This is a genomic window from Caballeronia grimmiae (genome assembly GCF_000698555.1).
GTDB lineage: Bacteria > Pseudomonadota > Gammaproteobacteria > Burkholderiales > Burkholderiaceae > Caballeronia > Caballeronia grimmiae.
On sequence record NZ_JFHE01000038.1, the window covers coordinates 19,957 to 41,773 of the forward strand.

24 protein-coding genes are annotated in these 21,817 nt (G+C 64.8%); 11 read left to right on the forward strand and 13 right to left on the reverse strand.

From position 1 onward, the window contains the following. The first annotated feature begins 11 nt into the window (after positions 1-11). Both rhmD and BG57_RS25335 read left to right on the forward strand, forming a co-directional pair. Positions 12-1,190, forward strand: coding sequence for an L-rhamnonate dehydratase (rhmD, locus tag BG57_RS25330; protein WP_035969313.1), 1,179 nt, complete (start codon positions 12-14; stop codon positions 1,188-1,190). Positions 1,191-1,201: 11 nt separating this feature from the next. Further along, the gene (locus BG57_RS25335; protein WP_035969316.1) at positions 1,202-1,984 is read left to right on the forward strand and encodes an L-rhamnose 1-dehydrogenase Lra1; all 783 of its coding nucleotides are present in this window, start codon (positions 1,202-1,204) and stop codon (positions 1,982-1,984) included. Here the strand turns inward: BG57_RS25335 and BG57_RS25340 are convergent. Next, positions 1,971-2,927: a LysR family transcriptional regulator gene (locus BG57_RS25340; RefSeq protein ID WP_035969318.1), complete on the reverse strand. Its 957-nt coding sequence runs from the start codon at positions 2,925-2,927 to the stop codon at positions 1,971-1,973. The two genes, BG57_RS25335 and BG57_RS25340, sit on opposite strands and share 14 nt — an antisense overlap. A 176-nt stretch (positions 2,928-3,103) precedes the next feature. Here BG57_RS25340 and rhaM point away from each other — a divergent pair, with 176 nt between their 5' ends. The 6 genes from rhaM to rhaS all read left to right on the forward strand — a co-directional run bounded on the left by rhaM (position 3,104) and on the right by rhaS (position 8,969). Continuing rightward, entirely contained in the window at positions 3,104-3,418 is a 315-nt protein-coding gene (gene rhaM / locus BG57_RS25345; RefSeq protein WP_035969320.1) for an L-rhamnose mutarotase, read from the forward strand. A 25-nt stretch (positions 3,419-3,443) separates the two neighbouring features. Continuing rightward, complete coding sequence (locus BG57_RS25350; RefSeq protein ID WP_035969322.1) at positions 3,444-4,334, forward strand: amidohydrolase family protein; 891 nt, start codon at positions 3,444-3,446, stop codon at positions 4,332-4,334. Positions 4,335-4,342: 8 nt separating this feature from the next. After that, on the forward strand, positions 4,343-5,857 hold the full coding sequence (locus tag BG57_RS25355; protein ID WP_035969323.1) for a sugar ABC transporter ATP-binding protein: 1,515 nt from the start codon (positions 4,343-4,345) through the stop codon (positions 5,855-5,857). Further along, a complete protein-coding gene (locus BG57_RS25360; protein WP_035969402.1) occupies positions 5,857-6,897 on the forward strand; it encodes an ABC transporter permease in 1,041 nt (346 codons plus the stop codon). Before BG57_RS25355 ends, BG57_RS25360 begins: the two co-directional genes overlap by 1 nt. Continuing rightward, a complete protein-coding gene (locus BG57_RS25365; protein WP_035969324.1) occupies positions 6,890-7,894 on the forward strand; it encodes an ABC transporter permease in 1,005 nt (334 codons plus the stop codon). The genes BG57_RS25360 and BG57_RS25365 overlap by 8 nt, the downstream gene beginning before the upstream one ends. A 61-nt stretch (positions 7,895-7,955) precedes the next feature. Then, positions 7,956-8,969, forward strand: a complete 1,014-nt coding sequence (rhaS, locus tag BG57_RS25370) for a rhamnose ABC transporter substrate-binding protein (protein WP_035969325.1) — start codon at positions 7,956-7,958, stop codon at positions 8,967-8,969. A gap of 48 nt (positions 8,970-9,017) precedes the next feature. Here rhaS and BG57_RS25375 read toward each other — a convergent pair whose 3' ends face one another. The 6 genes from BG57_RS25375 to BG57_RS25405 form a co-directional block, all read right to left on the reverse strand. Further along, positions 9,018-9,422: a helix-turn-helix domain-containing protein gene (locus BG57_RS25375; RefSeq protein WP_035969328.1), complete on the reverse strand. Its 405-nt coding sequence runs from the start codon at positions 9,420-9,422 to the stop codon at positions 9,018-9,020. Positions 9,423-9,844: 422 nt separating this feature from the next. Next, positions 9,845-10,123 (reverse strand): H-NS family nucleoid-associated regulatory protein, encoded by a 279-nt coding sequence (locus tag BG57_RS25380; protein WP_229753878.1) that lies wholly within the window; start codon positions 10,121-10,123, stop codon positions 9,845-9,847. Between the two features lie 442 nt (positions 10,124-10,565). Then, positions 10,566-10,811 (reverse strand): hypothetical protein, encoded by a 246-nt coding sequence (locus BG57_RS25385; protein ID WP_035969404.1) that lies wholly within the window; start codon positions 10,809-10,811, stop codon positions 10,566-10,568. 215 nt (positions 10,812-11,026) lie between these two features. Then, positions 11,027-12,022 carry a luciferase-like monooxygenase gene (locus BG57_RS25390; RefSeq protein WP_035969405.1) on the reverse strand — a complete coding sequence of 332 codons (996 nt, stop codon included), beginning with the start codon at positions 12,020-12,022 and terminating at the stop codon, positions 11,027-11,029. A 417-nt stretch (positions 12,023-12,439) separates the two neighbouring features. Further along, complete coding sequence (locus BG57_RS25400) at positions 12,440-13,255, reverse strand: phosphate/phosphite/phosphonate ABC transporter substrate-binding protein (RefSeq protein ID WP_035969334.1); 816 nt, start codon at positions 13,253-13,255, stop codon at positions 12,440-12,442. A 12-nt stretch (positions 13,256-13,267) separates the two neighbouring features. Beyond that, positions 13,268-14,287, reverse strand: coding sequence for a fatty acid desaturase (locus BG57_RS25405; protein ID WP_081850985.1), 1,020 nt, complete (start codon positions 14,285-14,287; stop codon positions 13,268-13,270). Positions 14,288-14,580: 293 nt separating this feature from the next. Here BG57_RS25405 and BG57_RS25410 point away from each other — a divergent pair, with 293 nt between their 5' ends. The 3 genes from BG57_RS25410 (at position 14,581) to BG57_RS25420 (ending at position 17,261) form a co-directional block, all read left to right on the forward strand. Continuing rightward, positions 14,581-15,081 (forward strand): OmpA family protein, encoded by a 501-nt coding sequence (locus tag BG57_RS25410; protein ID WP_035969409.1) that lies wholly within the window; start codon positions 14,581-14,583, stop codon positions 15,079-15,081. Between the two features lie 218 nt (positions 15,082-15,299). Continuing rightward, on the forward strand, positions 15,300-16,301 hold the full coding sequence (locus BG57_RS25415; RefSeq protein ID WP_052005990.1) for a HoxN/HupN/NixA family nickel/cobalt transporter: 1,002 nt from the start codon (positions 15,300-15,302) through the stop codon (positions 16,299-16,301). A 93-nt stretch (positions 16,302-16,394) separates the two neighbouring features. After that, entirely contained in the window at positions 16,395-17,261 is an 867-nt protein-coding gene (locus tag BG57_RS25420; protein ID WP_035969335.1) for a formate/nitrite transporter family protein, read from the forward strand. 37 nt (positions 17,262-17,298) lie between these two features. Here the strand turns inward: BG57_RS25420 and BG57_RS25425 are convergent, their stop codons facing one another. The 6 genes from BG57_RS25425 to BG57_RS25450 form a co-directional block, all read right to left on the reverse strand. Then, on the reverse strand, positions 17,299-17,601 hold the full coding sequence (locus tag BG57_RS25425) for a hypothetical protein (protein WP_035969337.1): 303 nt from the start codon (positions 17,599-17,601) through the stop codon (positions 17,299-17,301). A gap of 151 nt (positions 17,602-17,752) precedes the next feature. Continuing rightward, positions 17,753-18,058 carry a hypothetical protein gene (locus BG57_RS25430; RefSeq protein ID WP_035969340.1) on the reverse strand — a complete coding sequence of 102 codons (306 nt, stop codon included), beginning with the start codon at positions 18,056-18,058 and terminating at the stop codon, positions 17,753-17,755. A 282-nt stretch (positions 18,059-18,340) separates the two neighbouring features. Beyond that, complete coding sequence (locus BG57_RS25435) at positions 18,341-18,631, reverse strand: hypothetical protein (protein ID WP_035969343.1); 291 nt, start codon at positions 18,629-18,631, stop codon at positions 18,341-18,343. A gap of 20 nt (positions 18,632-18,651) precedes the next feature. Next, positions 18,652-18,984: a hypothetical protein gene (locus BG57_RS25440; protein ID WP_035969346.1), complete on the reverse strand. Its 333-nt coding sequence runs from the start codon at positions 18,982-18,984 to the stop codon at positions 18,652-18,654. Positions 18,985-19,113: 129 nt separating this feature from the next. Further along, on the reverse strand, positions 19,114-20,817 hold the full coding sequence (locus BG57_RS25445) for a peptidoglycan D,D-transpeptidase FtsI family protein (protein WP_035969350.1): 1,704 nt from the start codon (positions 20,815-20,817) through the stop codon (positions 19,114-19,116). Between the two features lie 23 nt (positions 20,818-20,840). After that, positions 20,841-21,734 (reverse strand): arylamine N-acetyltransferase family protein, encoded by an 894-nt coding sequence (locus tag BG57_RS25450; protein ID WP_035969351.1) that lies wholly within the window; start codon positions 21,732-21,734, stop codon positions 20,841-20,843. Between the last annotated feature and the right edge of the window lie 83 nt (positions 21,735-21,817).

Here is a 21,817-nt window from a genome sequence, read left to right on the forward strand (position 1 = left end):
GGAGACAAACGATGTCCATGCCGACCATCAAGCACGTCCGCGCCTTCACCGTCCGCGGCGGCGGCGCCGATTACCACGACCAGGGCGCCGATCACTGGATCGACGATCACGTCGCCACGCCGATGGCGCGTTACCCCGAGTATCGCCAGAGCCGGCAATCGTTCGGACTGAACGTGCTCGGCTCGCTCGTCGTCGAGATCGAAGCGAGCGATGGGACCGTGGGTTTCGCGGTGACGACGGGGGGCGAAATCTGCGCGTTCATCGTCGAGAAGCATCTCGCGCGATTCCTCGAAGGACAGCGCGTGACCGACATCGAAAAGATGTGGGACCAGATGTACAACGCGACGCTGTATTACGGGCGCAAGGGCATCGTGCTGAACGCGATATCGGGCGTCGATCTCGCGTTGTGGGACCTGCTCGCGAAGGTGCGCCAGGAACCGGTGTTCCAGTTGCTCGGCGGCCCGGTGCGCGACGAACTGCAGTTCTATGCGACCGGCGCGCGTCCGGATCTGGCGAAACAGATGGGCTTTATCGGCGGCAAGATGCCGTTGCAGCACGGCCCGGCTGAAGGCGAGGAAGGGCTCGCGGCGAACATCGCGAAACTCGCCGACATGCGCGCGAAAGTCGGCGACGACTTCTGGCTGATGTTCGATTGCTGGATGTCGCTCGACCTGAATTACGCGAAGCGTCTCGCCACGGCGGCTCACGAATACGGCCTGAAATGGCTGGAAGAAACGCTTCCGCCGGACGACTACTGGGGCTACGCCGAACTGCGCCGCTCCGTGCCGCGCGGCATGATGGTGACGACGGGCGAGCACGAAGCGACGCGCTGGGGTTTTCGCATGCTCTTCGAAATGGGATGCGCGGACCTCGTGCAGCCCGACGTCGGCTGGTGCGGCGGCATCACGGAACTGATCAAGATTTCCGCGCTCGCCGACGCGCATAACGTGCTCGTCGTGCCGCACGGATCGTCGGTGTACAGCTATCACTTCGTGGTGACGCGCCACAACTCGCCGTTCGCGGAGTTCTTAATGATGGCCCCGAAAGCCGATCAGGTCGTGCCGATGTTCAATCCTCTGCTGCTCGATGAACCCGTGCCGGTCAATGGCCGCATGAAGGTGCCCGAGACGCCGGGCTTCGGCGTGCGTCTCAACCCAGAATGCGCGCTCACGCGGCCTTACACCCACTGACGAGGCGCACCATGCTGCTGGAAAACAAGGTCGTGATCGTGACGGGCGGCTCGCGCGGCATCGGCCGGGCGATCGCGCTGGCATGCGCGAGCGAAGGCGCGAACGTGGCGATCAACTACTGGCGCGACAACGATCAGTCGTACGGCAAGGCATCGGCGGCGGAGTCGATCATCGACGAAATCGAGGCGCTCGGACGGCGCGCGATTGCGGTCGAAGGCAACGTCGCCGAACGCGAGACGGGCATCGAACTGGTGCGGCGCACCGTGGAGGCGTTCGGACGCGTCGACGTGCTGTCGAGCAACGCGGGCATCTGTCCGTTTCATGCGTTTCTCGATATGCCGCCATCGGTCTATGAAACGACGGTCGCCGTGAATCTCAACGGCGCGTTCTATGTGACGCAGGCCGCCGCGACCCAGATGAAAGCGCAGGGCACGGGCGGCGCGATCGTCGCGACGAGTTCGATCAGCGCGCTCGTCGGCGGCGGCATGCAGACGCACTACACGCCGACCAAGGCGGGCGTGCATTCGCTGATGCAGTCATGCGCGATCGCGCTCGGGCCGTACGGCATCCGCTGCAATTCGGTGATGCCGGGCACCATCGCGACGGACCTGAACGCAGAAGACCTGTCCGATGCCGAGAAACGCGCGTATATGGAAAAGCGCATCCCGCTCGGCCGTCTCGGCGCACCGGACGATGTCGCACAATGCGTGGTTTTTCTCGCGTCGAACCGGGCGCGCTATGTGACGGGCGCGTCGCTACTGGTGGATGGCGGCTTGTTCGTCAACTTGCAGTGAGCGCAAGCGACGCCGCCGAATACTTGCGCAAGAGCGCGATGAAATACTCGGCCGGCTCGCTCAAGGTTTCGGATTTGCGTCGCAAGAGGCCGAAACCGGACAGGCTTTTGCCGATCTCGATGGGAAGCTCCGTGAGCAAGCCCGCGCGCAGGTAATCGCGCACGACGGACTCGGGGAGCATTGCGACGGCGTCGCTGTTCTGCAGCAGTTGCAAGGTGGCGAAAATGGACGCGCATTCGACGATATCGGCGGGCGTCGTCAGCCCGGCGCGTGCCAGTTCTTCCTCGAAGAGGCCGCGCGCCGGACTGGTGATCGGCTGAAGAATCCACGGCCAGCCGACGAGCATGTCGAGCGATAGCGATGTCTTCGCCGCAAGCGGATGCGCCGCCCGGACCACGAGGCGCATCGCTTCGCGTGCGAGCGGCTCGAAGTCGAAGTCGTTGTGTTGCAGAGGCGTCGTGAGCCGGCCGAGCGCGAGATCCACTTCGCGCCGATGCAGCAGTTGCACGACCTGATCGCTCGTCTCGCCTAGGATGCGCACGTTCAGAAGCGGCCGCTCGGACTTGAGTTCGGTGACGGCCATCGCGAGGACGTCGGGCGCGGCGCCCATGATCGCGCCGACGGTCAACTGGCCGTGGCCGCCGCGCCGCTTGTTGTCGAGATCGTCGGCGAAGCGGATGAGGTCCGCGAGTGAGCGTCGCGCGTAAGCGAGCGCGGCCGTGCCGAGCGGCGTCGGATGCATGCCGCGTGCGTTGCGCTCGAAGAGCAGGAAGCCGAACGCCTCTTCGATGTCCGCAAGCATCCGGCTTGCGCTCGGCTGAGCGACGTTGACGGTATCGGCTGCCTGATGAAGATTGCGCGTGTCGTCGAGCGCGACGAGCAGCGCGAGGTGCTTGAATTTCAGGCGGTTGACGAGCGATATCTGGGAGACGTTCTGATTCATTTGGCTGTCCGGATGATGCAAGCAACGCAACACGGCACCGCGACCCTGCCTGATACGCTTTTGCGATCGGCCAATCCTGCTTTCGAATTGTCGTGTTATCGGTCGGCGCATTATAGTCGCAGCACAACGCGCCTCGTCTCACCGACAGGCGCACACACATAAAAAGGCGGGCCGCCATGGAGACAGTGGCATTTCGCATGACCCTCAAGCCGGGCATGCGCGAGGAATACACACGGCGCCATCGCGACATATGGCCCGAACTGGCCGATGCCCTGCACGCCGCGGGCATCCGCGATTACCGCATCTTTCTCGACGAAGCGACCGGGCATCTGTTCGCCATCTACCAGCGCGCGGACCCGCACACCACCGATGCACTGCCTGCGTTGCCCATCATGCGCAAATGGTGGGATTACATGGCCGAACTGATGGACACCCACGCGGACAACGCCCCCGTTACGGCGCCGCTCGTGCCGGTGTTTCATCTTCCCTGAAGCGCATCGCTTGCGAGGAATCATCATGCAGGTCGTCGATCCGCATATTCATCTGTGGGATCTTTCCACGCATCACTATCCGTGGCTGGCGAATCCGCAGACATCGTTCGTCGGCGATGCGCGCGAACTGAAGCACGATTATCTGATTCGCGACCTGCTGCGCGACGCGGGCAGCGTCGCGGTGCTGAAAGTCGTGCATGTCGATGCGAATCACGATCCCGCCGATCCGGTGGAGGAAACGCGCTGGCTGCAAGGTATCGCCGATGAAGAAGGGCGCGGCATGCCCGATGGCATCGTGGCGGGCGCGGATTTGTCGGCGGACAACGCGCCGCAAGTGCTCGAAGCGCACGCGGCATTTGCGAACACGCGAGGCATTCGCCAGATTCTCAACGTGCACGACGATCCGCTTTACGACTATGTCGGACGCCACTACATGCACGAGCCGCAATGGCGCAGGCATGTCGCGCTGCTGAAACGCTACGGGCTGTCGTTCGACTTGCAACTGTATCCGTCGCAGATGAACGATGCGGCGGCGCTCGCACGCGAGCATCCGGATACGCAGTTCATCGTCAATCACGCGGGGATGTTCGTGGATCGCGCATCGCCTACGGGGTATCGCGCGTGGCGCGAAGGCATGCGCGCGCTGGCCGCATGCCCGAACGTCGCGGTGAAGATAAGCGGCCTCGCCATGTTCGATCACGACTGGACCATCGAGAGCTTTCGTCCTTACGTGCTCGAAACCATCGATACCTTCGGCTGCGAGCGCGCGATGTTCGCATCGAACTTTCCGGTCGACCGGCTCTTCGGCTCGTACACGGCGATATGGAATGCGTACGCGCGCATCGTCGCCGATGCAAGCGAGAGCGAGAAGGACGCGCTTTTCGTGCGCAACGCCGAGCGCATCTACCGCATCTAGGAGACACGATGACGACGCCCAGACTCGAACTGAGGCACGCGAGCAAGGCATTCGGCCGCGTGCGCGCGCTCGGCGATGGCAGCCTGCAACTCTTTCCCGGCGAAGTGCATGCGCTGCTCGGCGAAAACGGCGCGGGCAAGTCCACGCTCGTGAAGCTGCTCGCGGGCGTGTATCAGCCCGATGCGGGCGAACTGCTCGTGGATGGCTTCGTGCGGCGCTTCGGCAATCCCGCCGAAGCGCGTGATGCGGGCATCGCCGTGATCTATCAGGAACCGACGCTGTTCGCGGACCTGTCTATCGCGGAGAACATCTACATGGGCCGTCAGCCGCGCGACCGGTTCGGGCGCATCCGCTACGACGAGATGCATCGCGAAGTCGATGCGCTGCTCGCATCGCTCGGCGTGAGCTTGCGCGCGCAAAGGCTCGTGCGCGGGCTGTCGATTGCGGACCAGCAGGTCGTCGAAATCGCGAAGGCGCTGTCGCTCGATGCGAACGTACTCATCATGGACGAGCCGACTGCGGCGTTGTCGCTGCCGGAAGTCGAGCGTCTCTTCGCCATCGTGCGCGCGTTGAAAGAGCGCGACGTCGCGATTCTCTTCATCACGCATCGGCTCGACGAAGTGTTCGCGCTCACGCAACGCATGACGATCATGCGCGACGGCATGAAGGTCCACGACGCGCTCACCGCCGACATGAGCATCGACGCGATCGTGAGCCGGATGGTCGGCCGCGATCTCGACACGTTCTATCCGAAAGCCGATGTCGCGCCCGGCGACGTGCGGCTCGCGGTGCGCAATCTCACGCGCGAGGGCGTGTTCAAGAACGTTTCCTTCGATGTCCGCGCGGGCGAGATCGTCGCGCTGGCGGGTCTCGTCGGCGCGGGACGCAGCGAAGTGGCGCGCGCCATTTTCGGCATCGATCCGGTCGATGGCGGCGAAGTGGCCGTCGCGGGCAAGAAGCTCGCGCTCGGCAAGCCGGCGGCGGCGGTGCGCGCGGGCCTCGCGCTCGTGCCGGAAGACCGCCGCGCGCAAGGGCTCGCGATGGAACTGTCGATTGCCCGCAATGCCTCGCTGACGGTGCTCGGCCGATTGATGCGGCATGGCCTGATCTCGGCGCGCAGCGAATCGACGCTCGCCGCCGACTGGGGCAAGCGCCTGCGCCTCAAGGCGAGCGATCTCGATGCGCCCGTCGGCACGCTGTCGGGCGGCAATCAGCAGAAGGTCGTGCTCGGCAAGTGGCTGGCGACGAACCCGAAGGTGCTGATCATCGACGAGCCGACGCGCGGCATCGACGTCGGCGCGAAGGCGGAGGTGTATCGCACGCTGGCCGAACTCGTGAAGGAGGGCATGGCCGTGTTGATGATTTCGAGCGAGTTGCCGGAAGTGCTCGGCATGGCGGATCGCGTGCTGGTGATGCACGAAGGCCGCATCAGCGCGGACATCGCGCGCGCCGATGCCAACGAGGAACGGGTGATGAGCGCGGCATTGGGCGCGCCGTCGCCGGCCCTGGGGCGCGCAGCATGATGACACGACATTCTCCAGCGATGCCCGCGATGCCGCCCGCCGAAACGAAGCGCGACAGCCTCGCCGTTTCCATCGCGAAGAGCCGCGAGCTGACGCTTTTCATCGTGCTGCTCGTGCTCGTCGGCGCGACGGCCGCCGTCAAGCCCGATTTCCTGAATCTGCAGAATCTGCGCGACGTCCTGCTCAATGTATCGATCATCGGCTTGCTGACGGCGGGCATGACGATCGTGATGCTGATGCGGCACATCGACCTGTCGGTGGCGTCGATCGTCGGCGTGAGCGCGTACGCGGTCGGCAGTCTCTTCGTGATGTTCCCGCACATGCCGGTGGTCGTCGCGATGTTCGCGGGCGTCTGCGTCGGGTTGGCAATCGGCGCGGTGAACGGCGCGCTCGTTACCTTCGGGCGCGTGCCGTCGCTCGTCGCCACGCTCTCGACGCTGTATATCGTGCGGGGCGCGGACTACGCGTGGGTCCACGGCGGACAGATCAACGCGACCAGCCTGCCCGATACGTTCGCCGCCATCGCGACCGGCACGCTGATCGGCGTGCCGAACCTGGTGTTGACCGCGCTCGTCGTGCTCATCGCGCTGTCGGTGTATCTGAAGCAGTATCGCGGCGGGCGCGAGCACTATGCGATCGGCTCGAATCCCGAAGCGGCGCGGCTGGCGGGCATCCGCGTGGACCGTCGCGTGATGATCGGCTTCCTGCTGTCCGGCGCGATCGCGGGGCTGGCCGGCGTGCTGTGGCTCGCGCGTTTCGGCACCGTCGACGCCAGCACGGCGAAGGGCATCGAGCTGCAAGTGGTCGCGGCGGCGGTCGTTGGCAGCGTCGCGATCACGGGCGGCGTGGGCACTATTGCCGGCGCGACGCTCGGCGCGCTCGTGCTCGGCGTCATCAACATCGCGCTGGTCGTGTTGCGCGTGTCGCCGTTCTGGCAACAGGCGATTCAGGGCGCGCTGATCGTCGCGGCGATCACGCTCGATACCTTGCTCGCGCGCTCCGTCGCGCGCCGCATGATGAGGAAACGCGATCATGGCTAAGCCCGACTCCGCCTTGTCCACGGCCCGGCGCCGTCACGTGCAGTGGGAAACGATGCTCGTCGTCGTGCTCGCCGTCTCGCTCGCGGCGGGGCGCGTGCTGTCGCCGATGTTCCTCTCGTCCGCGAATCTCTCGAACATGCTCGCGGATTTCACCGAGATCGCGCTGATCGCGTTGCCGATGACACTCGTGATCGTCGCCGCCGAAATCGATCTGTCGGTGGCGTCGGTGCTCGGCGCATCGAGCGCGCTGATGGGCGTGCTGTGGCACATGGGCTTGCCGATGCCGCTCGTCATCGCGCTGGTGCTCGCCTTCGGCACGCTGGCGGGGCTGCTCAACGGGCTCGTGATCGTGCGCTTCGGCCTGCCGTCGCTCGCGGTGACCATCGGCACGCTCGCGCTGTTTCGCGGGCTGGCCTACGTGCTGCTCGGCGATCAGGCGATCGCGGATTTTCCCGCGTCGTACACGGCGTTCGGCATCGAGACCATCGCCGGTACCTTCCTGCCGATGCCGTTCGTGCTCGTCATCGCGGGCGCGATCGTTTTCACCGTGCTCCTTCAGGCGACGCCGTTTGGCCGCAGCCTGTACGCGATCGGCGCGAATCCGACCGCCGCGCAGTTCTCCGGCATCGACGTCGCGAAGACGAAGCTCAGGCTTTTCATGATGGCCGGCGCGATGGCCGCGCTCGCGGGCGTCGTCTATACGCTGCGCTTCACGAGCGCACGCGGCGACAACGGCGAGGGCTTCGAACTGTCCGTGATCGCGGCGGTGCTGTTCGGCGGTGTGAGCATCTTCGGCGGACGCGGCTCGATGATCGGCGTGCTGTTGTCGCTCGTCATCATCGGCGTGCTGCGCAATGCTCTGACGCTCGCGGATGTATCGAGCGAAACGCTCACCATCGTGACCGGCGCGCTGTTGCTGTCGTCCGTGCTGATACCGAATCTCGTTGCGCGCTGGCGGGCGGCGCGCGAGAAGCGCCTGATGGCGCAGTTGCCCTGAACGCGTGTCGTGCCCGTTGATAACCAGCGCAGCCCTGCGCAATGACAGGAGACTTACCGACATGAAAACACCGTACCGACTCATGCGCGCCCCGCTGCTCGCGGCGGTTTTAATGGCGGCCAGCGTCGCGCTGACGGCGAGCGCCGCCGAAGTGAAAAGCGGCCTCAAAATCGCGTTTCTGCCGAAGCAGATCAACAATCCCTACGAAGTCATCGCCGACGATGGCGGCATGGCCGCGATCAAGGAGTTCAAGGGCGAAGGCAAGGTCGTCGGGCCGTCGGATGCGGGGGCGTCGTCGCAGGTGAGCTACATCAACACGCTGATCACGCAGCGTCAGAACGCGATCGTCATCGCGGCCAACGATGCGAACGCCGTCGTGCCGTATCTGAAGAAAGCGATGTCGCAGGGCATCAAGGTCGTCACGTTCGATTCCGACACCGCGCCCGAAGGACGGCAGATTTTCGTCAACCAGGCGGAATCGGAGGCTATCGGGCGCGGGCAGATTCAACTGCTGTCGAAGCTCGTCGGCGGCGAAGGCGAATTCGCGATTCTCTCCGCGACGCCCAACGCGACGAATCAGAACACCTGGATCAAATGGATGCAGGACGAGTTGAAGAAGCCCGAGTATTCGAAGCTCAAGCTGGTGAAGATCGCCTACGGCAACGACGACGATCAGAAGTCGTTCGTCGAAACGCAGGGCTTATTGCAGGCGTATCCGAACCTGAAGGGTATCGTTGCGCCTACGTCAGTGGGAATCGCGGCGGCGGCGCGGTATATCTCGACTTCGCCGTCGAAGGGCAAGGTCGTCGTCACCGGGCTCGGCACGCCTAATCAGATGCGTGCGTTCGTGAAGAACGGCACCGTCACCGCGTTTCAGTTGTGGGACCCGGGCCAGTTGGGCTATCTGGCCGCGTTCGCAGCGGCGAATCTCGCGTCCGGAACCATCACGGGCAAAGAAGGCGATTCCTTCGACGCAGGCAAGCTAGGCAAGCGCACCGTCGGCAAGAGCGGCGAAGTGATTCTCGGCCCGCCGACGACCTTCGATGCGAGCAACATCGACCGCTTCAACTTCTGAGGCGTCGCACGCGTGAGGGGGAGCGCCATGCTCACATGCCGCTTCGCCTCAACGCCGCGACTTGGACAGCAAATGCCCGAGCCCGAGATTCGTCGCGATTTGCCAGACATAGACGCGCGAGTAGCGCACGCCGTAGCGCCGCTCGATCACTTCGCGCAGGCGCGAGTTGGTCCACGTATCGCTTGCGAAGCCGTGATCGCGGGCGGAGCCTTGCAGCGCCGCCGCGATCCAGCCGAGCGCGTCCTGATCCAGCACCGAGGCCCGCCCGCCGACGCCCATTTTGGCGAGCGCGTCGAGACCGCCTTCCGACACCAGCGCCTTGTAGCGGCGCACAGTCTGCACCGACAGATGCAGTTCATCCGCCACCTGTTCCACCGATACCCCTTCGAGCAGCATGCGGCCCGCCGTCATGCGGCGCACGACGGTCGGGAGGGAGGCGGAGCGGGAGTGCATGGCGCTCGTCCCTCGATGCGTCAACGAAGGCCGCACATCGTGATTCAGGCGCGGCACCCGCAAGCGCGATCGCCGTCCGGCGTTCGCCCAGGCGGGAACGGAAGTGCGTCGAGGATAAGTTCGCGGCGTGCCTGTGCGTTCATGCGTGGCTCCTCCCGACCGGGAACGTTCGGACGACTCAACAGAGTCGATGCGCGGCGGACTTCGGCCCGCCGGCTACAGAGAAGAGCAATAAACCGTTTCCGGCACGATGGGGATGCATCGCCGAAAATTTTTGAACTTGATAAACGGCAGCGAATTGCCTATGACGCGATGGCGCTTCGATGCGCCATGCGTAACGTCGCGCGCGTTGATTTCGCCCGGTTCAAGCGCGATCGTTCGATGCAATGTTCATGGCAACGGTTGGCCATGAAGCCGTCGCCTCACACGCGATAAAACTCGATGTCCTGTCCGGCATGCACCGCGCGTTTGAGCCATTCGGGCATATCGCCGACGCCGTCCCATGTATCGCCGCTGGCGTTGCGGAAAACCGGCTGGTCGCCACGGCTTTGCGGCATGACCGGAAGTTGCGGCATCGCCCGTTTGGGTTTCTGCGCGCCATTTGCTCCGTTGGCTTTCGTGAGCATGGGCGGCGGGGGCGTCTCCGACGCTTCGGCTAATGCTTCTGCCAATGCGCTTTCGGTGATGCCGAATTCGGCCATACGGCTGCGCAAATACGCAATGATGCTATCTCGCTTTCTTTCGTCCACGGCTTCCCTGATTCAGCTTTTTGATTTGCAGAAGACGAACCGATGCCCGCGCGGACCGGGGCGGTTCGATGGCCTGAATATGTATTTAATACAAGCGTGGCGCAGCGGCTGCTGCGCGTCAATTAGTGTATTTACCGCAAGGCTGTTTTTTTAATCCGCCAGTCGATGCCTGAATAGCCGGCATCGGGCCGATTGCGGATATCGTCAGTTCGGGGATCACCGTGACGGACGCGCGACGAGCGTGCGCGCGGAAGTCACGCCGCAAGGCCTGAACTGGCCATGATCCGTGGAACACGAGGCTCGCGCCGCCGCGATCGCCGTATGGCTACATCCTCGCTTTGAACGCCGCTTTGGACTCTATTGTATGCTGCGCGCGGCAATTATTAAAAAAGTTTTAACGGCTATGCTGCTCTCCCGGTAATTCCGCACCGTGCGCGCGAATCGCGGCAATCAGTTCCGCCGGCGTAATCTCATAACGCACTTCACGATGAATTCCGGGTTTGCGCTCGTCGATTTCGATCAGCAGGACGGCCTTGCCGTCAGCGGCGGGTTCGAGCCGCAGCGAGCGCACTTCCTGGCCGCTCGCCTCATCGTATTCGGTCAGGAGCGTCATGGCTCCGGTGGCAGCGCTTCTCGGCATCGACATTCTTCCTCCCACTTGCGACATCGTTGTTGTTGTCCGCCGCATCGCCGGGCCGCGCGCAGGAGAACGTGCGCGCCCATTCGACGATGCGTGGCGGTAAGACAGACGCGAAGCGCGGCCGCTTGATGCGGCGGGCGGCGCGGCTCCGGTGTCTCATTATTGCCTGTCAAAAGCGCGCGCGTCCAGCATGGGCCGCTATCCGGCGCGCCGATTCAGGCGGCTGCGCCGATGGCGTCCCGGGCTTCGGCGGTGATTTCGAACGAGCGCAGGCGCGCCTTGTGGTCGAAAATCTGCGCCGTCACGATCAGTTCGTCCGCCTGCGTCTGCTCGATGACCGAGCGCAGCCCCGCCTCGACGTCCGCGCGATTGCCGACGACGGAACACGCGAGCGAGCGCTCGACGCCCGCGCGCTCGGCCGGCGTCCAGTCGATCGACTCGACGGGCGGCGGCAGTTGCCCCGGCGTGCCGCGCCGCAGATTGACGAACTGCTGCTCGAGGGACGTGAACAGGAAACGCGCTTCTTCCGTGGTATCGGCGGCGAAGACGTTGACGCCGACCGCCGCATAGGGCTTCTGAAGCGTCGCCGAAGGACGGAACTGCGAGCGGTATACGTCGAGCGCCGTCAGCAGATAGTCCGGCGCGAAATGGGACGCGAACGCGAACGGCAGTCCGAACGCGGCGGCGAGCTGCGCCGAAAACAGCGACGAGCCGAGCAGCCAGATCGGCACGTGCAGGCCCGCGCCCGGCACCGCACGCACTCGCTGACCCTCGACAGGATCGGCGAAGAAGCGTTGCAACTCGGCGACATCGTCCGGGAACGAATCGGCGCTGCCTTGCAGATCGCGGCGGAGCGCCCGCGCGGTGGTCTGGTCGGTGCCCGGCGCGCGGCCGAGCCCGAGGTCGATCCGGCCCGGAAACAGCGACGCGAGCGTGCCGAACTGCTCGGCGATCACGAGCGGCGCATGGTTCGGCAGCATGATGCCGCCGGAGCCGACGCGGATCGTCTTGGTGCCCGCCGCGATATGGCCGATCACGACCGACGTCGCCGCACTGGCGATGCCCGTCATGTTGTGATGCTCCGCGAGCCAGTAGCGCAGATAACCCCAGCGTTCAGCGTGCTGCGCGAGATCGAGCGAATGGGCGAACGCATCGGCGGCGGTAGAGCCGAGCGGAATGGGGGAAAGGTCGAGCAGCGAGAAGGGGATCATGGCGAAATCTTGGCTTTCGGTGACGTGACGCTCCCGCGCAATTAACACGGCGGCGAACGCGGCGAACGCGGCTACGCGGGGGAAAACTCGATTGTGCCGAAAGTCAGGAAAGTCTGCCGGGACCGGCTTGGGGATGCGCGGCATGTATCGCGATTATTCGCAAATGGAAGCTGCCGCCGTGCTACACGTCCGGCCGCGGTTTGTCCCCGAACGAAACGCAAGCATCAATCCGCGAGAAGGCCGTCTACCGAAACAACGACGCACGAACGCAACAATCAGCATCCCGAACGGAATGCGTCCCGCTTTGACGCACCGCGCACTGACGAGCGCGCGCAACACTCCGGGTTCACCGACGGGCGCGAACGCCATGGGCGACGCGCAGTGGCAGGCGCTCGCCAGGATATGCGCGGCCTGAACTCACGCGAGCCGCGGATACCCCAGCTCGATCGCCTCGCGTTCGTATCGGTCGATGCACGCGTAATCCGCTTCCGTGAAGCGCAGGACGCCGCGGAGCCTTAGCCGCCCAGCCAAGGCTTCGTCCTGCGCGATGACATCGGACAGCGCGGCGGCGAGTGCATCGACGAGACCTTTCGGCACGCGCTTCGACGCGATAAACGGCAGCGCAGGCGCGCTCGCCGTCACGCCGATTTCGCGGATGCCCGCCGCCAGTTCCGGCCGATGCGCCCGCACGAACGCGAGCGTGACGCAATCGATGGCGGCGACATCGGCTGACCGCTCGACGGCGATCGCCCGCAGCGACGCCAGATGCCCGCCGCTCTTCGTGGCCGACGAAAAGAACCGCCCGCCCGATGTCAGCGGGGCGACCGCATGGCGAAACAGGTTCATGCCGCTGTTGGAATCCTCATCGTTGTAGACGGCGCGCAGTCCCCGGCACGCTTCGAGCGACGACGCGCCGGCCTGTGCGCCCGCTACCAGCACGCTGCGATAGCCGCCGCGCTCGCAGCCGGGCGCATCGAACGCGGGCGTCGCGACGAGCTGCACGCGGCCACTCAGCGCGTGCAGCAGCGGATAGCCGCAGGTTTGCGAGAGCAGCACGTCGTCGCGCAGCCAGAAGGCGGTGAGGTCTGCGCCGGGATCGACGATCCGCACGGTATCGCCACGCGCGTCGAGCCACGGCGATATGCGCCCCAGCACGGCGCCGAGCAGGGCGCGCCAGTCGTCGGCGAGGGCGGGCGCGATGTTGTACATCGGCAGAGCGGCGATCCACTGCATGAAGGCGGGTAATCAGGCGGAAGGAGACTGCATCGTACCCAGTTCGCGACGGCCCGGCGCAATCCGCGCCGCAGCCTGCGCGCCCGTGTCCTGCGCAAACGGATGCACCGGCGACGCCGCCTTCGTGAACGCGTGCCGCGCGAACCATTCGCCATATCCCTGTACGACGAAGCCCCCGTTACCCGCGCGGTACGCGTGGCGCCGTTGCGCATAGATTTCGCCGAGGCCATACCACGGCACGCCGGGCAAGTCGTGATGCACCGCGTGATAGTTGTTGTTGAGGAAAAGCAGTCGCCACGGCCACGCGGCCTCGTTGATGACCGTGCGTTCGCGTTCGTCGTGAACCGCGCGATGCTCGCGAAACGATCGCACCGAAGCCAGCGCCAGCGACGCATAGCCGACGCCGAAAATAAACGCGCGCCACGGAATGCCGCATCGCGCATCGAGCCACCATGCGAGCGCAATGAGCGCCGTTACGTGGACGATCCAGCTTGCGACGATCCGCCATTGCCGCGTCGCGAGTGCCTGCGCCGCTTCGCGCCACGACGCCGCGATCGAAAACCACGGCCCGATCAGCATGCGGCCTGCAAACGTGTTGCGCGCAGCGATCGCGGCCCGCAGCAGCGCGCCCGCGTTGTTCCATTGTTCGGGCGTGACGTAATAGCTCTCCGGGTCGCGGCCGGGGACGGTGAGATGCGCGTCGTCGTGATGGCGCAGATGCGAGTCGCGATACACCGCGTACGGAAACCACACCGCGAGCGGCGCGATGCCGAACAGCATGTTGACGAACGGCCAGCGCGTCGGATGCCCGTGCAGCAGTTCATGCTGCAGCGACATGTACCAGCACGACAGCACCGTCAGCAAGACGAGCGCGACCGGCAAGCCGAGCCTCTGTGCGTTGATCGCGACGGCGAACCAGCCGCCATGCACCGCGGCGATCACGAGCCACGTCGGCCATTCGCTGCGCCAGCGCCACGACGCGCGCCGATCCTGGATTGCATCGCGTTGTGCGTCGTCGATATAGCGTGGCATGGCGGGCTCTGTTCAGCGGAAGGGCCATGTTAGCCGCGCAGCCTCATTCGCCCAACGAACGAATCGGCCTATGTTTTTCGCGGTGAAGGGAAAGGCGCGGCATCTCCTGCGCCTTGGGCTTTGCAAATGTTGACAAGTCGATCGCACGACCGTGCTATACCTCTGCCCGCTTGAATAAGCGCATCCGTAACATGCCGACATTGCTTGATGGTTAGACATGCCAACGTGATGCAGTCACGGCGCGCGGCGATGCTTTCCGCGACGCCAATTTCATGAGCTGCAAGGAGAAAGAGTTGAAAAAGCTGATGGCTATGAGCGCCTGTGTGGCGGCCATTTCCGTGCTGACGGGTTGTTCCAGTCTGAACCGCACGAACGAGGAAGCCCTGAACCAGGCGGCGGGGATCGAAGTGACGAAGACGGATCAGGGCGTCGGCGTCCGTCTGCCGGAGAAGGTGCTGTTCGACTTCGACAAGGCTGCGTTGCGCGCCGGTTCCGCCGCCGCCATCGACCGCTCGGCCGTGCTGATCAAGCGCAGCACGAAGCCGGTGCTGGTCGAAGGTCATACCGACAACATCGGCGATCACGCCTACAACCAGACGCTGTCGCAGGAGCGCGCCGAGACCGTCGCGCGGGCGATCGCTGACAAGGGCGTGGCGCCGGCGCGCATCAACTACAAGGGCTATGCGTATGACCGTCCCGTCGCCAGCAACGACACCGACGAAGGCCGTGCGCGCAATCGCCGCACCGAAATCGTGATCATCGGCGAGTCCGTCGAAACGATCATGGGCAAGTAAGCGGGTTCGTTGCCGACTCGTCCATCGCCCGGCCGTCGCATGCTTCGCGGCGGCCGGGCGATTTCGCTTGGGCGATAGCGAATATTGGCCGGGGACCGAAGCGGGGTATTCTCTGACGCTCCGTCCAGCCCCGCGCGCATATGGCCCGACCTCCAGAAACCGGCACCGCGTCACTTTCCCCGAGTTCTTCCATCACGCCCCGGCTGCCGCGCCGCTCGATGCGCCTGCTCGCGGGGCTCGTCGTGTTCAATATCCTCGCCTGGGTCTGGGCGCTCATCGCGTTTCGTCACTATCCGCTGCTGCTCGGTACGTCGATGCTCGCGTATTCGCTGGGGCTTCGCCATGCCGTCGACGCGGACCACATCGCCGCCATCGACAACGTCACGCGCAAGCTGATGCAGCAGGGGAAGCGCCCCCTCGCCGTCGGCATCTTCTTTTCGCTCGGGCATTCGACCGTCGTCGTGCTCGCGACGGCGCTCATCGCGGCGACCGCGCTCGCGGTGCAGGACCGCTTCTCGTCGTTTCGCGAGATCGGCGGACTGATCGGCACATCGGTGTCTGCGCTCTTTCTGTTTGCGATCGCGGCGATGAACCTGTTCGTGCTGCGCGGCGTGTGGCGCGCGTTCCAGCGCGTGCGCCGCGGCGGCGCCATCGCCGAAGCGGATGCCGACATGCTGGTCATCGCCGGCGGTCCGCTCGCGCGCATCGTGCGTCCGCTGTTCGGCTTGATCGGCAAGAGCTGGCATATGTATCCGCTTGGCTTTCTGTTCGGACTCGGGTTCGATACGGCCACTGAGATCGGGCTGATGGGCATCGCCGCAAGCGAGGCGGCACGCGGCATGCCGGTCTGGTCGATCCTCGTGTTTCCGGTGCTCTTCACGGCGGGAATGTCGCTGATCGATACGGCCGACAGCATGCTGATGCTAGGCGCGTACGGCTGGGCCTTCATGAAGCCGGTCCGCAAGCTCTACTACAACCTGACGGTGACGCTCGTGTCGGTGGTGATCGCCGTGTTCGTGGGCGGCGTCGAAGCGCTCGGCCTGATGGCGGACCGGATGCAACTGAAGGGCGGGCTATGGGATTTCGCCGCAATGCTCTCGGAGCACTTCGGCGCGCTCGGCTATGCGATCGTCGGCCTCTTCGCCGCATGCTGGCTCGTGTCGGCGCTGATCTACAAGTGGCGCGGCTACGACGCGCAGGACGCCGTCAATGCGCGCTGACTGACAATTTCTTTACACGGGCATCGTTCCTGCTGTCACCGTGCGCCTGCCGCCCATCGATCCTGCATCGGGCGGCCTACACGGAGAACAATCATGGCAGAGCTGGACAAGGACCCGTCCGCGGGACAAGACTCACCGCACCTCGACGACGCCGAACGCGAACAGGCGGCCGAGCACTCGACGCCGCGCGCACTCGTGATTCACGAGATTGTGCGCGAAGAGGGCGAGGCCGCGATGGAGCGCACCTTCGCGGCCCTCATGTGGTCCGCGCTCGCCGCCGGCCTCTCGATGGGCTTCTCGTTTCTCGTCCAGTCGATCCTCGAAAGCGAACTGCCCGATACGAGCTGGCGCAGCCTGATCGCGAGCTTCGGCTATACGATCGGCTTCGTCTTCGTGATCCTCGGACGCCAGCAGCTTTTCACCGAAAGCACGTTGACGGCGGTTCTGCCGGTGCTGACGCGGCGCGACCTGAAGACGCTCGGAAAGACGTTCCGGCTGTGGGGCATCGTGCTGTTCTTCAACCTCGTCGGCACGGTGATTTTCGCGGGCCTGCTGCAGATCCCCGGCGTGTTCTCGCCGGACGTGATCGAATCGCTCATGAAGGTATCGAAGGTGCCGCTGTCAGGTGAATTCGGCGTGACCGTCGTGCGCGCGATGTTCGCCGGCTGGCTGATCGCGCTGATGGTGTGGCTGCTGCCGAGCGCGCGTTCCGCACGTCTTCTCACGATCCTGCTCGTGACCTACACGGTCGCCGTGAGCAAGCTGTCGCACGTGATCGCGGGATCGGTCGAATCGGCGTATGCGGTGATGACCGGCGCGGCCAGCGTATCGGACTACTTCCTCGTGTTCCTCGTGCCGACGTTCATCGGCAATGTGATCGGCGGCGTGTCGCTGGTGGCGATCGTCAATCACGGCGCCATCGCGCCGGAGATCAACGGGACGGCGCGGCACGCGGACTGAACACAAGGACGGCCCGCGCGCTGCGATGCGACGCGGGCTACTTGTTGTTGCCCGCGCCCGTGCCGTACAGGCCGTTGTTGAATCCGCCCGCGCCGTCGGTCTTGTGTTCCTTGCCGACGGTCGCGCCGCGCGCCTTGCCGGCGGCATCCTTCGATTGCGGACGCTGCGATTCATGCACCACCGTTCCCGATGGATTAGCCCGGGTGGTCGAATCCGAGGTGCGGTTTTCCTGCTGATCGGAACCGGCAGGCTGCGTGATCTGGGCGTGGCTGGTCGTGCCGAATGCAGCGGCAGCGCACGCGAAAAGAGTGGCGGCGATTCGATGTGACGATACTGACATGGCGCCTCCAGGCGTGGCTCTAAGGAGTTTCATATCGAGCACGAACGATGCCTGAGGCCGATTCGCCCGCCGGGTATTGCAAGCACGCGCGGTATGCCCCGCGCAAGACGACCGGGGATCGCGCCCGCGGCGCGAGTGGCGAAAGCGGTTGTCAGGCCGCTTTCGCCCAAAGCCTGTTGGTCGTCCTTTTGCGGCTTCCGCCGTCGCGTGGCGTGCTTTGCATGGCGTCGAGCGCGATGCGCAACGCCTCGATGCGCTGCGTCTGCGCCGGCACGAGCGCATAGCCGTTGACGACGGCCGTGAGCCGTTCACGCCAGTATTCGACGTTGAGCGTGCCGGGCGACTGATTGTTCATCGTGCGAAGCTGCGCGACCGCGCGTTCGATATGCTGAAGTTCGACATCCGCCAAAGCCGAGGGCAACAGGCTGCCCGTGGCCTCGCTTTTTTTCTTCTTCATCGCTGGTCTTCCTCTCAGCCGCGCGGCGCACGCTCTTCGTCGTTACGCCAGCCGGCACCCCGTTTCGCCCGCGCGATTTCTGCTGAATCGTCGTGAGCGGCCCTTGCTCGTTATCTTCACGATCGTGACCGTTGTGCTTCTTTGAATCTTTGTCGATCAAAGGTACGACCGTTGAACGAAATGTACGCAACGAGCCCCGTATGGCTCCGTCTGTCAACGCACACTCGACACGGGCGACGCCCGGCTTTCGATGCTGCGACGCGCCACACGCGATGCAAGGGACTACGCGTCTTCGTCCGACGACGGCCCGCCCGCGCGCTTCCCGCTGCGTCCGATTTGCGCTTCCATCGCCTGGTCGAGCTTGCTGACCTTGCGCGGCCTGGCCGGTTCGCGCGCGTTGACGAATGCGATGAAGTCGTCCATCGGCAGCGGCTCGCTGAGCTTGTTCGAGCCTTCCGCCGAACGTTCGATGAGATAGAAGTAGCCGCCCGGCATGCTGACGGCCGCATAGTGCGGATTGCCGCTGCGGGTCTTGAGCCGTTCGACGGCGTTGATGGCTTTGGTCGAGCGCATGAGGCTTCAGGCTCCGCGCGTCACGGCGCGCATTTCTTGCCCGCGCCTTCGAGCCACAGGTTCGATGCGTGGCGCTCGCCCGGATAGAAGCGATAAACCGTCTGGCCGTTGTCGTAACGGACCTTGATGACGTTCGAATCGCCGAATTCGAGCATCGCGCCTTGCGGAATCGCGGTCTGCTTGAATGTGGCGTCGTGCTTCTTCGCTTCGCCGGCGATGCATTGAACGATGCTGTTGACCTTGTTTTCCGTCGATGCGGTATCGACTTCCGGCTGGCCTGCATCGGCGTTATAAAAGCGGCCGCAAGCGGCGAGGAGCATGGGCAGCGCGAGGGCCGCGGCGAGTTTTTTCATGGTCTTCCCGTTATCGTGGGTTCAGGCGATCACGTGATTAGAGCACAGCGCCTTTACAGTTCGGACAAGTAGCGCAGCAACCTGCGCGCCCGCGCTTCCTTGCCGCTGCATCGGCGCTCTATCGGCGCCTCATGCGTCCGGCGGGATGCCGAGCAGCGGCAGCGTCGCGCCGACGATACCCGAGAAGACCGGCCCCGCGACCGTTCCGCCGTAATACGTGCCGCCGGACGGCTCGTCAATCATCACCGCGACGATCACGCGCGGATCGCTCATCGGCGCGATGCCGACGAACGACGCGCGGTACTTGTTCGCCGCATACGACCGCCCGACCTGCTTGCGCGCGGTGCCGGTCTTGCCGCCCACGCGATAGCCTTCGACTGCGGCGGCGCGTCCGGTGCCGTTCGGGCCCATCGCCATTTCGAGCATGTTGCGCACGGCGGCCGCCGTCGCGGGCTTCATGACAGGCACGCTCTCGCGCCGTTTCTCGCCATGAATGAGCGTCGCCGCGTGGAAGCGCCCGTCGCCGGCATAGGGCGTGTAGAGCTGCGCGATTTGCAGCAGCGAGAGCGAAAGGCCGTAGCCGTACGCCATCGTCGCCTGTTCGATCGGCTTCCATCGCTCGGGCGAGCGCAGCCGCCCCGTCGCCGCGCCGGGAAACGTGAGTTCCGGCGCGCGCCCGATGCCGTATTCGCGATACTTGTCCCAGATGGTCTGCGCGGGCAGTTGCAGCGCGAGCTTCGTCAGCGCGACATTGCTCGACATCTGTACGGCTTCCGACACGGTGATGACGCCGTGATTCGACGTATCGTGAATCACGTTCGGGCCGATCTTCATGGTGCCGGGGCTCGTGTCGATGCGCGTATCCGGCCGCACTTTGCCGAGGTCGATGGACAGCGCCGCGACCAGCGGCTTGATGGTCGAGCCGGGTTCGAACGTGTCCGTCAGCGCGCGATTGCGCAACTGCTCGCCGGTGAGCCGGCTGCGGTCGTTCGGATCGAAACTCGGATAGTTGGCGAGCGCGAGCACTTCGCCGTTCTTCGCATCGAGCACGACGACGCTGCCCGCACGCGCCCGATGCTTCGCGATCGCCATCTTCAGTTGCGAATGCGCAAGCTGCTGAATGCGCCGGTCGATGGTCAGTTGAATCGTCTCGCCGTTCTGCGGCAGGTCCGTTTCGCCGATCTGCGAGACGACGCGCCCCAGCCGGTCGCGAATGACTTCGCGCTGGCCCGCTTCGCCGGCGAGACGCGCATCGGCGGCCAGTTCGACGCCTTCCTGACCTTTGTCCTCGTTATCCGTGAAGCCGACGACATGCGCCGCCGATTCGCCTTCGGGATAGAAGCGTTTGGTGTCCGGCACGAGCGTCACACCCGCGCGCCCCATCTCTGCGATGTGCTCGGCGGCTTGCGCTTCCACCTGCCGCTTGAGCAGCACGAAGCTGCGATCGGTGCCGAGACGCCGCGTCAGCTCGCGCGGCGGCATGTCGAGGAGGCGGGCGATGTCGTCGGTGCGCGCGCCGTCGAATCGTTTCGGATTCGCCCAGACCTCGTACGTGGACAGGCTCACGGCGAGCATCGCGCCATGCCGGTCGACGATGCGCCCGCGTGTCGCCGCGAGCGCGAGCGTGCGTTGATAGCGCTTCTGTCCTTCGCCGATATAGAACTCGCGATCGACCACTTGCACCCACATCGCACGTCCGGCGAGCGCGAGAAACGCGGCCGTCACGCCAGCGAAGACGAGCCGCGAGCGCCAGGCGGGCAAGCGGCTTCCGAGCATCGTGCTGCGGTGATGCGTATGAAACTCGCGGCCGCCGGTCGTTTTTTTTCTGAACATCGGGTGTGTGCGGTCTCGTGTGATCAGGCCGGATCGGTTGATGGAGGCGTGAAGAGCCGTGCGAGCGCGGCGTCCAGGTCGGCGGAAGAAACGGGGTTCGCGCAATCGGGCGCATCCGGCAGATGAATGCCGATTTCTCCGCTCAACGTGCGGCGCAGGTCCGCCACGCCGGACGCCTCGCGATGCGTGGTGCCTTCGTGATCGTCGTGCGAGGAGAAGCGCTGGTTGAACAGGCCGTAGCGGCGGCCCGGCGCCAGGCGCGCGGCGAGCAGGTTATGCACGAAGATCGACTGCGGAAAGGTCGAGACGAAGTGGTTCGACATCTCGTAGTCGATGTCGTATTGCGGATCGAAGTCGAAGCGATAAACCGGCGTCCACTTGCCTTGGATCAGCGCATCCAGCCGGTAATGCGGCAGCCGCGCGTCGGGCTCGATGCTCTCCAGGCGAAACGCGCCGTGAGGCGTGATCTGTTCGAGCCCGCTTGCGAGCGCGAGCGGCGCGGACAGCGTCATGCCGCCGAAGCCGACATCGGTGACGAACGCGCCTTCGTCCAGTTCGACGACCAGCAGCATGTGCGAACGCGGCGGCATCGCGGCATCGGTGCGGCCCCACAGCACGCGCGCCGCGTAGCTTCTGACGCGAAAACCCAGCGCTTCGAGTACGCTGCGGAAAAGCAGATTGTGTTCGTAGCAGTAGCCGCCGCGCCGGTCGGTCACGAGCTTACGCTGCAACGACGCCAGATCGAGCCGCACCGGACGCCCGAGCAGCACGTCGAGATTCTCGAAAGGGATCGCCTGAGGATGAAGCAGATGCAACGCGCGCAGTGTGTGGAGCGTCGGCGCGGGACGTTGTGCGTCGCGATAGCCGATGCGCGCGAAGTAAGCGGACAAATCGATGGATGTGTCGGTTGCATTCATGTGAGTAAGCGGTGAAGGCGCGACGCGTCGTCGTCAGCGCGGACATTTTACGACACGAAAGGCGAGAAATTACAAAAAGCATA

What these genes read in the sequence shown, in the direction of transcription:
- rhmD (WP_035969313.1), top strand. Translation starts at nt 12, where the DNA reads ATGTCCATGCCGACCATCAAGCACGTCCGCGCCTTCACCGTCCGCGGC.
- BG57_RS25335 (WP_035969316.1), top strand. Translation starts at nt 1,202, where the DNA reads ATGCTGCTGGAAAACAAGGTCGTGATCGTGACGGGCGGCTCGCGCGGC.
- BG57_RS25340 (WP_035969318.1), bottom strand. Translation starts at nt 2,927, where the DNA reads ATGAATCAGAACGTCTCCCAGATATCGCTCGTCAACCGCCTGAAATTC.
- rhaM (WP_035969320.1), top strand. Translation starts at nt 3,104, where the DNA reads ATGGAGACAGTGGCATTTCGCATGACCCTCAAGCCGGGCATGCGCGAG.
- BG57_RS25350 (WP_035969322.1), top strand. Translation starts at nt 3,444, where the DNA reads ATGCAGGTCGTCGATCCGCATATTCATCTGTGGGATCTTTCCACGCAT.
- BG57_RS25355 (WP_035969323.1), top strand. Translation starts at nt 4,343, where the DNA reads ATGACGACGCCCAGACTCGAACTGAGGCACGCGAGCAAGGCATTCGGC.
- BG57_RS25360 (WP_035969402.1), top strand. Translation starts at nt 5,857, where the DNA reads ATGACACGACATTCTCCAGCGATGCCCGCGATGCCGCCCGCCGAAACG.
- BG57_RS25365 (WP_035969324.1), top strand. Translation starts at nt 6,890, where the DNA reads ATGGCTAAGCCCGACTCCGCCTTGTCCACGGCCCGGCGCCGTCACGTG.
- rhaS (WP_035969325.1), top strand. Translation starts at nt 7,956, where the DNA reads ATGAAAACACCGTACCGACTCATGCGCGCCCCGCTGCTCGCGGCGGTT.
- BG57_RS25375 (WP_035969328.1), bottom strand. Translation starts at nt 9,422, where the DNA reads ATGCACTCCCGCTCCGCCTCCCTCCCGACCGTCGTGCGCCGCATGACG.
- BG57_RS25380 (WP_229753878.1), bottom strand. Translation starts at nt 10,123, where the DNA reads ATGGCCGAATTCGGCATCACCGAAAGCGCATTGGCAGAAGCATTAGCC.
- BG57_RS25385 (WP_035969404.1), bottom strand. Translation starts at nt 10,811, where the DNA reads ATGCCGAGAAGCGCTGCCACCGGAGCCATGACGCTCCTGACCGAATAC.
- BG57_RS25390 (WP_035969405.1), bottom strand. Translation starts at nt 12,022, where the DNA reads ATGATCCCCTTCTCGCTGCTCGACCTTTCCCCCATTCCGCTCGGCTCT.
- BG57_RS25400 (WP_035969334.1), bottom strand. Translation starts at nt 13,255, where the DNA reads ATGCAGTGGATCGCCGCTCTGCCGATGTACAACATCGCGCCCGCCCTC.
- BG57_RS25405 (WP_081850985.1), bottom strand. Translation starts at nt 14,287, where the DNA reads ATGCCACGCTATATCGACGACGCACAACGCGATGCAATCCAGGATCGG.
- BG57_RS25415 (WP_052005990.1), top strand. Translation starts at nt 15,300, where the DNA reads ATGCGCCTGCTCGCGGGGCTCGTCGTGTTCAATATCCTCGCCTGGGTC.
- BG57_RS25420 (WP_035969335.1), top strand. Translation starts at nt 16,395, where the DNA reads ATGGCAGAGCTGGACAAGGACCCGTCCGCGGGACAAGACTCACCGCAC.
- BG57_RS25425 (WP_035969337.1), bottom strand. Translation starts at nt 17,601, where the DNA reads ATGTCAGTATCGTCACATCGAATCGCCGCCACTCTTTTCGCGTGCGCT.
- BG57_RS25430 (WP_035969340.1), bottom strand. Translation starts at nt 18,058, where the DNA reads ATGAAGAAGAAAAAAAGCGAGGCCACGGGCAGCCTGTTGCCCTCGGCT.
- BG57_RS25435 (WP_035969343.1), bottom strand. Translation starts at nt 18,631, where the DNA reads ATGCGCTCGACCAAAGCCATCAACGCCGTCGAACGGCTCAAGACCCGC.
- BG57_RS25440 (WP_035969346.1), bottom strand. Translation starts at nt 18,984, where the DNA reads ATGAAAAAACTCGCCGCGGCCCTCGCGCTGCCCATGCTCCTCGCCGCT.
- BG57_RS25445 (WP_035969350.1), bottom strand. Translation starts at nt 20,817, where the DNA reads ATGTTCAGAAAAAAAACGACCGGCGGCCGCGAGTTTCATACGCATCAC.
- BG57_RS25450 (WP_035969351.1), bottom strand. Translation starts at nt 21,734, where the DNA reads ATGAATGCAACCGACACATCCATCGATTTGTCCGCTTACTTCGCGCGC.